The following is a 12712-nucleotide window of genomic DNA, read 5'->3' on the forward strand; positions in this document are numbered from 1 at the left end:
GTGCCGGACCCGCCCCATGAAGCATGACGGCTTCATCCTCCTGATCACCGACCGGCCCGCCGAGGCCGGGCCGCTCCTGCGCAGCGTCGGCCGCGCGCTGCCCTGCCGGATCCTCGCGCCCACGGACGCGCTGCCGGCCGAGCGGCCGCTGCTCGCCGTGTTCGCCTGCGGTTCCGAGCATGCCGAGGCCGCGGCCGCACAGGCCGGGCGCCTGCGCGCGGCCGGCGTGTTCTGCCTCCACCTCCTGCGCCAGGCCAGCCTGCCCGCCCGCATCGCCCCGCCCGACTCGGACCTCGACAAGGAGATCCCGGCCGCAACCCCGGTCGAGACCGTCCTGGCCTGCATCCTGGAGGCGATCGACCGCACCGAGGGCCGCCGGGCCCTGCGGGCGCGGCGCCTCGCCATGCGCAGCGAGGCCGCGACGGGCCTCGTCGCGGACCTGTTCACCCATGCGGGGCAGGACGGCGCGATCGGCGCCGGCGCGGTCGAGCGGGGCACCGAGACGGTGCTCGACGCGGTCTCGGAGGCGGGCATCTCCGCCTGGCTCGCGATCGTCTGGCAGCACGACGCCGGGGTCTACCAGCACACGCTCAGCGTCGCCGGCTACGCCGCGGCCTTCGGGGCCGAGATCGGGCTGCCCGAATCGAGCCTGCGCCGGCTGACCCGCGCGGCGCTGCTGCACGACATCGGCAAGGCCCGCATCCCGGCGGCGATCCTGAACAAGCCCGGCCCCCTCACGGCGGAGCAGCGGACGCTGATGGAGAGCCACGCCGCGATCGGCGCGGACCTCCTCGTGGCGCAGGGCGGCTTCGAGCCGGACGTGGTCGCGGTGGTCCGCCACCACCACGAGAAGCTCGACGGCACCGGCTACCCGGACGGCCTCGCGGGACAATCCGTGCCGGACCTCGTCCGGATGGTCACGATCTGCGACATCTACTCCGCGCTCACCGAGCGCCGGATCTACCGGGCGCCCCTGCGGGGCACCGAGGCGGTGACCGCCATGTCGGCGATGCGCGGCCAGCTCGACCGGGCGCTGCTCCTCGCCTTCGCGCCCGTCGTCGCCCGGTGCGAGGTGGCGCCGGGCTGGGCCTGAGGGGCTGCGGCCCCGGGGCCACACCCGGGCGGCCCCGGCCGCGGGCAGCCCCGCGCGCCCAGCTTTCGCCGCATCGGGCCCGGAGAGCCGGGCCCTTCCGTCCCCGTGCGAGCCCGCCCGTGCCGTCCCGTCCCGCCTCTCCCCTGCGCCTCGGCGCCGCCTGCCTGCTCCTCGCCCTCGGCCTTGCCGGCTGCGGCGGCCCGACCCTCCTGACCGAGGCGGACCAGCCGACCGCGATCGTCATCCTCGACGAGCAGGCCGCGGCGGCCGCGATCTCCCGCTACCGGGCGCAGCACGGGCTCGGGCCGGTGACGATCGATCCCGGGCTCGTTCTCGCCGCCGCCCACCAGGCCGGCAGCAACGCCCGCGTGGGCCGCCTCAGCCACGAGCTCGGCGGCACCTTCGCGTCGCGCATGGCCTCCGCCGGCCTCGGCCGCGCCTTCGCGTCCGAGAACCTGAGCGCCGGCTCCGAGACCTTCGAGCAGGTGCTCGCGCGCTGGAAGGCCTCGCCGGAACACAACCGCAACATGCTGATCCCGCAGATCAAGCGGATGGGCATCGCCCGCGTCGACGCGCCGGGCACCCGCTACAAGCGCTTCTGGGCGCTGGTGATGGGAAGCTGAGCCGGGCCGAGTCTCACTCGGTGCGGTTGTCCTCGATCACGTTGCCGACGCCGTTGTCGCCGTTGTCGAGGCTGCTGCCGAACGGGTAGCCCGCATCGGCCCCGCAATAGAGCCGCCAGCCGCCCCGCGAGTTCACCACCACGGGCTCGGGCGCCAGGAAGCCCGCCTGCCGGAAGACGTTGCCGCGGATCGTGTTGGACGAGGGCGTCTGGTGGCGCACCGTGCCGCCCTCCCCGCAATTGCGGTAGAGGCGGATCGCGCCCTCGCCGTGCAGCGTGAAGGCGTTGTCGGCGATCCGGTTGCGGGCCGAGCCGTCGACCGCGATCACCTCGCGCCCGGTCTCGATGTCGAAGCGGTTGCGCAGGATCGCGTTCCCGGCGCTCTCCGCATCGAGGTAGACCGCCACCGAGGCCGCGCGCCCGGTGAGCGTGCTGTCGGCGAGGGTGAAGCCCGTGACGCCCGGCGCAAGGTAGACGGGGGTGTAGCCGAGCGCCGTGATCCGCGACGAGAGGAGGCTCACCCGGGCGGGCGCGGCGGCCTGCGCGCGCTCGGTGTGGCCGAGGCTGTGCGAGGACGCCCGCACGGCGGCCCCCTGCCCGCTCTGGCCCATGCCCCAGACCCGGACGTGGCCCAGGATGGTGCAGCCGCGGATCGTCACGTCCTCCGGCCGCTCCCAGCGGGCGCTGCCGTCGGCGGCGGGCGCCGAGCGCACCTCGATCGCGAAGGCCGCGAAGGCCGGCGGCGGGTCCGCCTGCCCGATGGTGGCACCGTTGCAGTCGAGGGTGACGCCCGAGGCCTCGCGCCCCTCCAGGATCACCCGGCGGCGCACCTGGTCCCCCGGCCCGAGGGTCACCGAGCAGGTGAGCCGCACCGCGTCGTCCCCGGGGCCTGGGGCGCTGAGCAGGCGCGCGCGCATCGCGGCCGGGCAGGCCTCGGCGACGGCGGGTGCGATGAGGGCAGGCGGCATATCCATCATCGCTCGCTCGGGCTCCGGCCGGCCGCGCTCCGCCCGCATGGGCGCCGGAGAGACATTGGCGCGGGAGGGACATGGGCGCCGGAGAGATATGACATCCTCGGCCGCTCGTCTCCCGCGGGCCCCGCCGCCGCCGTGCGGCCGGCGGCGGCTCGTCTATACTCGCCGGATGAGCAACATCCTTCGCCCGGATTTCGGAAGCCGCGTCCGGCCGCCGATGCCGGAAGCGCCCGAGGAGGGCCATAGCCTGCTGCGCGTCTTCGGCGACGCCGCCGGGCACATCGTCGCCCTGATCCGCGACGAGGCGGGCCCGGAGGGTCCGGCGCTGAAAGTCGTGGTCGGCGTCCTCGCCGGCCGCGAGGTGGAAGCCGTGGCGGTCTTCCCCGAGACCCCGGCGGGCGAGGTCGACGCGCAGGTCACCGGCCTCGCGGTGGTGCGCGCCCTCGAGGTCGTCGAGGGCCGCGACGGCGCCGGGATGGCCTGAGGGCCGGCTGGACCGGGGCCGCCCGCCAGGAGCCTTCGCGGTCCCTGGCGGCCTCCTTCGAGGCTTCGCTTCGCTGCGCACCTCAGGATGAGGTGGAGGGTGGGAAGCAGGTCAGCACCGGGCTTCTCCCACCCTCTCACCTCATCCTGAGGTGCCCCCGCAGGGGGCCTCGAAGGAGCCCTCCGAAAGTCTCCGAAAGCCCCGGAACCCTCCTTCGGGCGCCCAGTTCGCTGCACGCCTCAGAATAAGGTCGCGCCGGGAGATTCCATGCTCCCGGCAGCCGTTCGATCGACCCGGTCCAGCAGGCACCGCGGCGGTCCGATGTCACAAGCCGCGCCGGCGCCGGCCGAGCACGGCGATGCCGAGCGCCAGCGCCGAGAGGGCCAGGATGGCCCCGATGATGCCGAGCCAGAGCAGTCCGCCTTCCATGGCCGCCTCCGCTCGCGGCGGGCGCCGCGCCGATGGGAAAGCCCCTACGGGCATCGCGGGTTCGCCGCCTGGACCCGCGGCCGATCCGCACCGGGTCGCGGGCCACGGGCCGCGACGTGTGCCCCACGCGCAAGACTGCGGAACAGCCCCGAAAACCTGCTGAAGACCACTGAACCACCTCGACTGTTCAGAAGACCCGGTGCATCGGAGCCTATCCCGCTCAATTCGCTCAGCCCCGAGATGTGGACCGCCCCGCGATACCTTGCCCTGATTCTGATGGTGGCGGTGCCCCTCCTGGCAAGCGCCGCCATCGGCTCGGTCGTCTCTGGCCGCCTCCGGTGGTGGCAGGCCCTGCTGCTGTTCTGGGCGAGCCTCGGCGGGATCGAGCTCCTCTGTCTCGGCATGCTGTTCGCGTGCGCCCGCCGACGCTCCCGGGCCGACCCAGGGCCGCAGGGCCGCGACTGAGGCGCCCCTCAGCGGCCGCCGCCCGGCGCGCGGAGGGCGGCTCCGGCCAGGGCGGCGCACCCGGCCAGGGCCGCGGCGGCGGCGAGGGCGACCACAGCGAGGGGCAGCCCGGCCGCCAGCGTGCCGCCGGCGGCGCCCCCCGCCACCGAGCCGAGATTCATCGCGGCCATGTAGACCTCGAACTGCGTCGCGGCCCCGCTGCGCCCCCGGGTCACCCCCATCAGGGCCGGCACCAGCGCCACCACGACGAGGCCCGGCACCACGTTCGTGAGGACGAGGACCGCCCCCCCGGCCGCCCCGGCAAGCCCCGCCGCGATGAGGCCCGCCGCCGCGAGGAAGCCGACGGCGCTCGCCGCGAGCAGCCCCCGCACGGGCCGCAGCGGCCCGGCCCGGTCAACCCAGGCGCCGACGAGGGCGGCCCCGAGGGTGCCGCTCGCGAGCGCGAGGCCGGCCTGCCAGCGCGAGAGATCCGCCGCGCCCCAGCCCTCCCCTTGCACGAGCGCGACGGCGAAGCGCAGCTCGAACCAGGCGAGAGCTGCATCGATGCCGATGCACAGGAGGAGGATGCGCAGGGCCTGCGGGCGCCGCAGGCTGAGGGCGAGGCGGCGCAGGAAGCGTCCGAGCGGCACCGGCGGCCGGGTGGCCCCCGGGGATACGACCGGCGCGAGGTCGACGAGCGCGTCGCCGGGCGCCTCGCGCACCAGGAGCGGCGGCAGCGTGACGAGGATCCCGCAGGCGAGGAGGAGGAGGACGCTCGCGCGGAAGCCGAGGGCGTCGAGAGCCCAGCCGAACAGGGCGGCGGAGAGGCTCGTGCCGACGATGAAGCCGCCGCGCGTCCAGGCGCTGGTGCGGCCGAGCTCGGCCACGGGCACGTGATCGAGAATCAACCGGTCGCAGGCGGTGTCGAGGAGCGCCGCGCAGCCGCTATGGGCGAGGAAGACGAGGCCGAGGGGCCCGAGCGCCTCGGGTGCCGGCACCGCGAGGAGGCCGCACAGGGCGGCGTGGCAGCCGAGGATGGCGAGGACCAGGAGGGGCCGCCGCCGCCCCATGCGCCGGTGCGGCGCCCGGTCGACGAGGGGCCCGAACAGCACGGGCTGCACCGTCCAGGGCAGGCCCGCCACCGCGAAGTGCAGGGCGACCTCACCCGCCGAGACGCCCTGCGCCGCGAGGTGGTTGGCGAGCGCCGTCAGCGAGAAGCCCGCCACGAGGCCCTGGTAGAGGTAGATCGCGCAGAACACGGCGCTGCGCACCCGGCGGTCGTCGAGGGTGGGGAGCCGGTCGGCAGGCCCCGAGCGGATGCGGGCTCCGCCGCTCACGCGGTCGCGCCCCGCGGGGGTCCGCTCGTCCTCGACCGCATGACTCAAGCCCGATCTCGCCAGGGTTGCGGGGAGCCCGGGAAACCGGGCATGCCTTCGCGCGCCATGATGCTCCAGCCAGCGCCGCGCTTGCACCCTCCCGCCCTGGGCGCGACCCCGCGCCGCTTCCGCGCAGGCGCGGCGCCTGCGCCGGGACGGGTCGGGCCGTGACACCCGCGGGCTGGACCGTTGCGCCGCCGGGCCCGGCGCGGGGCAGCGCCGTGTGGAGCATCGACCTCCGCCTCCCGCCGGAAGCCCTGGACGCCTGCCGGCGCCTCCTCGACCCGGCGGAGCGGGCCCGGGCGGACCGCTTCCTCCGGCCGGAGGACCGGCAGCGGTTCGTGGCGAGCCACGCCGCCCTGCGCCTGATCCTCGGCGCGGCCCGCGCCACCGATCCCCGCACGCTCGCCTTCACGGCGGATGCGACCGGCAAGCCGGAGCTGGCCCGAGGGCCAAGCGAGGCACCGCTCCACCTCAACCTCTCGCATTCGGGCCCCCGCGCCCTCGTCGGCCTCTCGACCCGCGCGCCGATCGGCGTGGACGTGGAGGCCCTGCGCCCGATGCCGGACGCCCTGCGTCTCGCCCGCGACCTGTTCGCGGCCGACGAGGCGCAGGCCCTCGCCCGCCTGCCCGACGCGGCGCGGGACCGCGCCTTCCTCGGCCTGTGGACCCGCAAGGAAGCGGTGGTGAAGGCCCTGGGCCTCGGCCTCTCGGCTCCGCTCTCCGCCTTCAGCGTCACGGTCCCGCCGGACGAGGCCGCCCTGCTGCGCCCACCGGCCGGCCCGGCGGCCGGCTGGACCCTCCACGACCTGGAGCCCGGCCCCGGAACGGTCGGCACGGCCGCGCTCACGGCCGCCGACGAGCCTATCCGCCGCCTGACCCTCCCACCCGATTGGACCGACGCCCTGGGCTGACGCCGAATGCTTGTCCGCGAGCGCCGGCTCGACCGACCTTGGTGCCAACTTGGCCGCGGGCGCGATTCCCCGCTTGCGACCCCGGACCCCGCCCGCTATAAGCCCGCTCGCTGGTGGAGACGCCGGCCTTCGGAGTGTAGCGCAGTCTGGTAGCGCACCACGTTCGGGACGTGGGGGTCGCAGGTTCAAATCCTGCCACTCCGACCATTCGACCGGTCGGACCGGATCAGCCGCCCTGGTGGGCCGGCCATCCCATTCACGAGTTGCAGCGCCTTGAGCGGCACCCCGCGGAGGCGGCCTTGCGCGCTCACGCCTTCGGCAGCATCCGGTCGCTGATGATGCGGCGCTGGATCTCGCTGGTGCCCTCGAAGATCGTGGTCAGGCGGGCGTCGCGCCAGTAGCGCTCCACCCGACGCTCGGTGGTGTAGCCGTTGCCGCCGTGGAGCTGCATCGCCTGGTTGGTGACGCGCACCGCCATCTCGGTGGCCGTCAGCTTCACCATCGCCGACTCGCTTTCGGCCGGCTCGCCGGCGTCGAGGAGGTGGGCCACCTGCCACCAGAAGGCGCGCGCCTGCGCGACGTCGGCGGCCATGTCGGCGAGGGCGAAGCGCAGGGCCTGGAAGGCGCCGATCGGGTGGCCGAACTGCTCGCGCTCCTGCAGGTAGGCTTGCGTGTCCTCCAGCGCCGCCTGCGCGACGCCCACCGCGCGGGCCGCTGTGTGGACGCGGGCGATGTTGAGGCCGCGCTGCACGGCCGCGAAGCCGCCCGAATCCGCGTCCGCGCCCGCATCGCCGTAGAGGCCGGTGAGCCGGTCGCTGTCGGGCACGCGCACGCCCTCGAGGTCGAGCTCGAAGGTGAGGAAGCCGTGGTAGCCGATCTTGTCGATCACCCGGCCGGTCATGCCCGCCGGAAAGGTGCCGGGCTCCTTGACGACGAGGAACGGCTCCAGCCCCGCCGAGCGCGGCTCGCCCTCGCGCGGCTCCCGGGTGCGGGCCAGGACTTCGATGAAGTCGGCGCCCTGCGCGAAGCCCGCCCAGCGCTTGCGCCCGGTGAGCACCCAGTCGTCGCCCTCCCGCACGGCCCGGGTCTGCACGTTGGCGAGGTCCGAGCCGGCGCCGGGCTCCGAGAGGCTGATGCTGCCGATCCAGCGCCCCTGCGCCGACTTGCGCAGGAGGCCGAGGCGGCGGTCGTCGTCGAGGGTCTGGGTGCCGAGCCCCTGCCCCCGCGCCAGGATGCTGCCGACCGAGAGCCACGCGCGGGCGAGCTCCTCCGAGACGAGGCAGTACTCGAACACCCCGAGGCCGAGGCCGCCGTGCTCGGCCGGGATGGTGATGCCGAACCAGCCGCGCTCCGCCATCTGGTCGATGACCGAGCGGGGCATCTCGCCCTTCTGCGGGTCGAGGGCGTCGGCGATGGGGAGCACGACGTCGCGCGCGAAGGCGCGGGCCTCCGCCTGCAGGCGCGTGCGGCCCGCCGTCGCCCAGGGCGAGGGCAGCTCCGGCGGCCGGAGTTCCAGGCGGTCCTGCTCGGGCAAGGCGGGTCTCCCTCGGCGCGGCGACGCGCCCGGCCCCGCGGCAAGCGCGGCCGGACGGTCTCCCCTACATCTGGCCGCAGGCGAGCCCGCGGCAAGGCTCGGCCGTGGACGGCGCGGGTCGGGCCGCTCAACCCACCCGCAGATCGGCGAGCGACCGGCGCTGGCGCCCCGCGCCGTCGAAGTTCTGCGGGTCGAGCCAGGCCGCGAAGGCGGCCCGCAGGCGCGGCCACTCGGCGTCCGTCACCGCGTACCAGGCCGTGTCCCGCGAGCGGCCCTTCACCACGACGGCGTTGCGGAAGATGCCCTCGTGGGTGAAGCCGAGCCGCAGCGCCGCGCTCCGCGAGGGCGCGTTCAGGCTGTCGCACTTCCACTCGTAGCGGCGGTAGCCAAGCTCGTCGAAGGCGCGGGCCATCATCAGGGCCATCGCTTCGGTGGCGGCCGGGGTCCGGGCGAGCGCGGGGCCGAGATGGATGTGGCCTACCTCCAGGACGCCGTGGGTGGGCTCGATGCGGAGGTAGGCGGCGAGCCCCAGGGCGCGGCCGCTGCCCGTGTCGAGGATCGCGTGGTGCAGGGGGTCGGCGCTCGCCGCGAGACCCTCCAGGCGGTCCCGGAACGCGGCCGCGCTCTCGGGCGGCTCGCCGAACAGGTAGGTCCAGCGCGCCCCGTCGCCGGCCAGCGCCTCGAACAGGTCGTCGGTGTGCCGCGCCGGGTCGAGGGGCTCGACCCGGCAGGTGCGGCCGACCATGGGGGTCCGCGGCGGTCGGGGCCGCGGGGTCCAGTCCGGGAGGGCGGGGCCGATCGGCTGCCCGTAGGCGTTCAGGTGCGCGCTCACCGGGGGCAGCCCCCCGCGGCGACGAGCTCCGCCATGGCGTCCGCCGCGCCGATCTCGGCGCGCAGGCCCGCCGCGACGCCGGCCCGGTCCGCCTCCGAGCGGTTCTGGCTGACCTTCCACTTGCCGTCGAGCCGGGTGAGCGGGATCTCGATGCCGACGATCCCGCGCAGCTGCGCCGCCGTGAAGGCGGGCGGTGCGTCCGCGACGGCCCAGGGCTCGGGCCGCGCGGCCTCCTGCAGGGCGGTGAGGTCGTCGATCTGGCGGCGCAGCCAGGCCGCATCCTCGATCACGCGGGGCCGGCCGCGGACCTGCACGGTGGCGTAGTTCCAGGTCGGGACGACCCGGCCCGTCTCGCGCTTCGTTTCGTACCAGGATGGCGTCACGTAGCGGTCGGGCCCCTGGAAGACGACGAGGCACTCGGCGAGACCGTCGAGGTCGCGCCATTGCGGGTTGGGGCGGGCGAGGTGGGCTCGCAGCGTCCCGGGCCCGTCGCCGTCCGCGTCGAGCAGGAACGGGACCGGGTTCGCGAGGAGGCCGCTCGCGCCCGCGCTGACGAGGAGGCCGAGGGGATGGGCGCGGATCAGCGCGTGCTGCGCGGCGCGCGCGTCCTCGCGGAAGTGCTGCGGCTGGTACATGCGCGTCCTCCGGACCGAGTTGGAATTTCGCAGGACGCTTGACCCGAAAGCGGTTCAGGAAAAAGGTCCACTTCAGACCGATCAACTGGACCACTTCGCGGATGACCCGTTGCCGAGCCGCGCCCCTGCCCCTCCACCTCGACCTCGGGCCCGCCTTGGACCGGCCGCTCCATGCGCGGGTGCGGGAGGCCCTGCGGGCCGCCATCCTGGCCGGGCGCCTGCGGCCGGGCGCGCGCCTGCCGGCCTCCCGCATCCTGGCGGCCGACCTCGGCTGCGCCCGCGGCACCGTGCTCCTCGCCCTGGAGCAGCTCGGGGCGGAAGGCTACCTGACGAGCCGCGGCGGCTCCGGGACGCGGGTCGCCGCGACGCTGCCGGACGACCTGCTCAGCCGGCCGGGCGCCGCCCCGCCGGCGGCGCCCCCCGCGCCGGCGCCCGCCCTCTCCCGCCGCGGCGCGGGGCTGGCGGCCGCCGGGGATGCCGGCCCGCCCGATGCCGACGCCTTCGCGCTTGGGCGCCCCTCGCGCGAGGCCTTCCCGTCCGGGATCTTCGCGACGCTGCTCGCCGCGGAATGGCGCGACCGGGCCGGGGCGGCGACCGACCCGCGCGGCTCGCCGCGCCTGCGCGCCGCCGTCGCCGCCTACCTGTCAGCCGGGCGCGGCGTGCCCTGCGCCGCCGAGGCGGTGGTGATGACGGCGAGCATCCGCCAGAGCCTGCGGCTCCTCGCCGAACTGCTCCTCGACCCCGGCGAGGCGGCCTTCGTGGAGGAGCCCGGCTTCCCGGGTCTCGGCGCGGCCCTGCGGGCGGCGGGCCTGCGCACCGTGCCGGTGCGGGTCGGGCCGCACGGGTTCTGCGCCGCGCGGGCCGCGGCCCTGGAGCCCGCCGCCCGCCTCGCCGTGGTGACGCCCGCCCACCACTACCCCCTCGGCACGATGATGAGCCCCGAGAACCGCCTCGCCCTGCTCGCCTGGGCGGAGGCGCGGGACGGCTGGATCGTCGAGGACGATTACGACGGGGAGTATCGCTACGCCGGGCGCCCCCTCGCCCCCTTAAGCGCCCTCGATCGGGCGGGCCGGGTGATCTACGTCGGCAGCTTCTCCAAGGTGCTCACGCCCGCCCTCCAGCTGAGCTACCTCGTGCTGCCGGCGGCCCTCGCGGCGGGCTTCGGCGGCGCCCTCTCCCGGGCGGGCGCGCCGGCCCCAGAGCTCGGCCAGGAGGCGCTCGCCCGCTTCATCGAGGAGGGCCACTTCGCCGCGCATCTGCGCCGGACGCGGCGGCTCTACGGCGAGCGGCAGGCGGCGCTCGTCGCGGCGGCGCCGCGCCACCTCGCGGGCCTCCTCGACGTCCCCCCGCGGGACGGGGGCATGCACCTCGTCGCCCGCCCAGCCCCCGGCCGGCCCTTCGACGATGCCGCGGCGGCGGCGGCCTGCGCCCGGGCCGGCCTCGCGGTGTCACCGCTCTCGGCCTACTACGCCGACCCCGCCGGCGCGGAGCCCGGCCTCCTCCTCGGCTATGCGGCCATCCCCGAGCCGGCGATCGAGCCGGCCCTGCGACGGCTCGCCGGGGCCCTGCGCGGCGGCCGGTCCGCCTGAGGGTTGCGGGTCAGGCCGCGAGGGAGGCCGCGCCGGCCGGCTGGACCGGGAAGACGAGCATCACCGTGGTGCCCGCCCCCGGCGCGCTCCGGATGTCGACGGTGCCGCCGGATTGCTGCACGAAGCCGAGGATCTGGCTGAGCCCGAGGCCGGTGCCCTTGCCCTCGGGCTTCGTGGTGAAGAACGGCTCGAAGGCGCGGGCGAGCACCTGCTCGGACATGCCGACCCCCGTGTCGGAGGCCGCCACGACGAGGGAGGGCTGCCCCTCCCCCGCGGCGAGATGCGTCGAGAGCGTGAGGGTGCCGCCGTCCGGCATCGCGTCGCGCGCGTTCACGGTCAGGTTCAGGATCGTGTTCTCGAGCTGGTTCGGGTCGATGCACAGCCGCGGCAGGTTCGGGGCGAGGACGAATTCCAGGCGGGCGCGCCCGCCCATCGTGGTGCGCAGGAGCTCGGAGAAGTCGGTGATCAGCGCGTTCACGTCGATCATCACCGGCGAGAGCGGCTGCGCCCGGGCGAAGGCCAGGAGCTTGTGGGTGGTCGCCGCGGCGCGCTGCGCCCCCGCGAGGGCGTTCTGCACCCGCGTGCGCGCCTTGCCCTCGGGGATCTGCGCCTCGACCATCTCGAGGTTCACGAGGATGATGTTGAGCATGTTGTTGAAGTCGTGCGCGACGCCGCCGGTGAGCTGGCCCAGCACCTCCATCTTCTGGGATTGCCGCAGCTGCGCCTCCGCGACCTCGCGCGCCCGGACGGCCTCCTCCCGCTCGGCGATCGCGGCGGCGCGGGCGAGGTTGGCGCGCGATTGGCGGCCGAGCGCCCACAGCAGCAGGAGGAGCGCGACCAGGCAGAGCAGCGTCGCGCCGGCGCCGAGCATCGCCTCGTAGCGCCAGTCGTGCAGCACCTCGTCGCGGGTGCGGGTGACGTTGATGACGAGGGGGTAGCCCTGGATGGTGCGGGTGGCGACGAGGCGGCGGGCCCCGTCCATCGAGTCCGCGATCTCGTAGAAGCCGGCCGGCTTGCTGAGGATCTCGGGGGCGAACGCCTTGATCTTGAACCGGCGCCCGACGCCCGGCACGGCCGGCTCGCGGGTCAGCAGGGTGCCGTCCCGGCGCCACAGGCTCACGGCCGACTGGCCGCCGAGGTTGAGCGAGCGGTAGAAGTTGTCGAAGTAGCTGAGGTTGATCGCACCGAGCACGAGGCCAGCGAAGCGCCCGTCCGGCCCCGTGAGGCGCCGGGCGAGGTAGATCGTCCAGGTGCCGTTGCCCCGGTTCTCCACCGGCTCGGTGATGTAGGGCTCCTGGACCGGCGTATCCCGCAGGTAGGCGAAGTAGTCCCGGTCCCCGAGGTTGATGTCCGGGACGGGGTAGTAGCGCGAGAAGTTGAGGACGCGCCCGTCCGCGCCGACCACCGACACCGCGTCGAGCTGCGGGATGCCGGCGACCCGCACCTTCAGGTTGTCATGGACCTCCCGCCCGGAGACGAGGCGCGCGAAGTCGGCACCGGGCGCCGCCTCGTCGAGGCCGAGCCCCTCGATGGCGCTCGTCAGCACGAGGTCGACGCTCTGCATCGCCCGGGCGGTCTCCTCCGCCAGGACGGTGTCGAGCGTCATCAATTCCCGGCGGGCGTCGGCGAGCTCCTTGTCGCGCAGCCCCTTGATGATCAGCACGGCGGCGATCACGAGGATTGCGGCGAGGAGGATGCCGGCCCCGGCGAGGAGGATCCGGAAGAGCCGCGACGGCGCACCGTCCTGTGCTGTCCCGGGTGCGGCCCCGGGTGCGGTCCATGCCAT

At 75.4% G+C, this 12712-nt stretch carries 12 protein-coding genes and 1 tRNA gene; 7 read left to right on the top strand and 6 right to left on the bottom strand.

From position 1 onward, the window contains the following. Positions 1 to 16: 16 nt before the first annotated feature. Both ACLBXP_RS12055 and ACLBXP_RS12060 read left to right on the top strand, forming a co-directional pair. The gene (locus tag ACLBXP_RS12055; RefSeq protein WP_447667899.1) at positions 17 to 1093 is read left to right on the top strand and encodes an HD-GYP domain-containing protein; all 1077 of its coding nucleotides are present in this window, start codon (positions 17 to 19) and stop codon (positions 1091 to 1093) included. A gap of 119 nt (positions 1094 to 1212) precedes the next feature. After that, positions 1213 to 1716: a CAP domain-containing protein gene (locus tag ACLBXP_RS12060; protein ID WP_447667900.1), complete on the top strand. Its 504-nt coding sequence runs from the start codon at positions 1213 to 1215 to the stop codon at positions 1714 to 1716. Between the two features lie 13 nt (positions 1717 to 1729). Here the strand turns inward: ACLBXP_RS12060 and ACLBXP_RS12065 are convergent, their stop codons facing one another. Then, positions 1730 to 2683, bottom strand: coding sequence for a right-handed parallel beta-helix repeat-containing protein (locus ACLBXP_RS12065; RefSeq protein ID WP_447667901.1), 954 nt, complete (start codon positions 2681 to 2683; stop codon positions 1730 to 1732). A 175-nt stretch (positions 2684 to 2858) separates the two neighbouring features. Here ACLBXP_RS12065 and ACLBXP_RS12070 point away from each other — a divergent pair, with 175 nt between their 5' ends. Next, the gene (locus ACLBXP_RS12070; RefSeq protein ID WP_447667902.1) at positions 2859 to 3173 is read left to right on the top strand and encodes a hypothetical protein; all 315 of its coding nucleotides are present in this window, start codon (positions 2859 to 2861) and stop codon (positions 3171 to 3173) included. A 714-nt stretch (positions 3174 to 3887) separates the two neighbouring features. Beyond that, positions 3888 to 4067: a hypothetical protein gene (locus ACLBXP_RS12075; RefSeq protein ID WP_447667903.1), complete on the top strand. Its 180-nt coding sequence runs from the start codon at positions 3888 to 3890 to the stop codon at positions 4065 to 4067. An 8-nt stretch (positions 4068 to 4075) separates the two neighbouring features. Here ACLBXP_RS12075 and ACLBXP_RS12080 read toward each other — a convergent pair whose 3' ends face one another. Further along, positions 4076 to 5431, bottom strand: coding sequence for an MFS transporter (locus ACLBXP_RS12080; protein WP_447667904.1), 1356 nt, complete (start codon positions 5429 to 5431; stop codon positions 4076 to 4078). A gap of 212 nt (positions 5432 to 5643) precedes the next feature. Here ACLBXP_RS12080 and ACLBXP_RS12085 point away from each other — a divergent pair, with 212 nt between their 5' ends. Both ACLBXP_RS12085 and ACLBXP_RS12090 read left to right on the top strand, forming a co-directional pair. Then, entirely contained in the window at positions 5644 to 6336 is a 693-nt protein-coding gene (locus tag ACLBXP_RS12085) for a 4'-phosphopantetheinyl transferase family protein (protein WP_447667905.1), read from the top strand. Positions 6337 to 6466: 130 nt separating this feature from the next. Continuing rightward, a tRNA-Pro gene (locus tag ACLBXP_RS12090) sits at positions 6467 to 6543 on the top strand. A 100-nt stretch (positions 6544 to 6643) separates the two neighbouring features. Here the strand turns inward: ACLBXP_RS12090 and ACLBXP_RS12095 are convergent. The 3 genes from ACLBXP_RS12095 to ACLBXP_RS12105 all read right to left on the bottom strand — a co-directional run bounded on the left by ACLBXP_RS12095 (position 6644) and on the right by ACLBXP_RS12105 (position 9337). Continuing rightward, on the bottom strand, positions 6644 to 7870 hold the full coding sequence (locus ACLBXP_RS12095; protein ID WP_447667906.1) for an acyl-CoA dehydrogenase family protein: 1227 nt from the start codon (positions 7868 to 7870) through the stop codon (positions 6644 to 6646). 127 nt (positions 7871 to 7997) lie between these two features. Next, on the bottom strand, positions 7998 to 8702 hold the full coding sequence (locus tag ACLBXP_RS12100; protein ID WP_447667907.1) for a GNAT family N-acetyltransferase: 705 nt from the start codon (positions 8700 to 8702) through the stop codon (positions 7998 to 8000). After that, positions 8699 to 9337 (bottom strand): FMN-binding negative transcriptional regulator, encoded by a 639-nt coding sequence (locus tag ACLBXP_RS12105; protein ID WP_447667908.1) that lies wholly within the window; start codon positions 9335 to 9337, stop codon positions 8699 to 8701. The genes ACLBXP_RS12100 and ACLBXP_RS12105 overlap by 4 nt, the downstream gene beginning before the upstream one ends. A gap of 101 nt (positions 9338 to 9438) precedes the next feature. Here ACLBXP_RS12105 and pdxR point away from each other — a divergent pair, with 101 nt between their 5' ends. Further along, positions 9439 to 10926 (top strand): MocR-like pyridoxine biosynthesis transcription factor PdxR, encoded by a 1488-nt coding sequence (gene pdxR, locus ACLBXP_RS12110; protein WP_447667909.1) that lies wholly within the window; start codon positions 9439 to 9441, stop codon positions 10924 to 10926. A 10-nt stretch (positions 10927 to 10936) separates the two neighbouring features. Here the strand turns inward: pdxR and ACLBXP_RS12115 are convergent, their stop codons facing one another. Continuing rightward, positions 10937 to 12712, bottom strand: coding sequence for an ATP-binding protein (locus ACLBXP_RS12115; RefSeq protein WP_447667910.1), 1776 nt, complete (start codon positions 12710 to 12712; stop codon positions 10937 to 10939).

The organism is Methylobacterium sp. A54F (assembly GCF_053346035.1).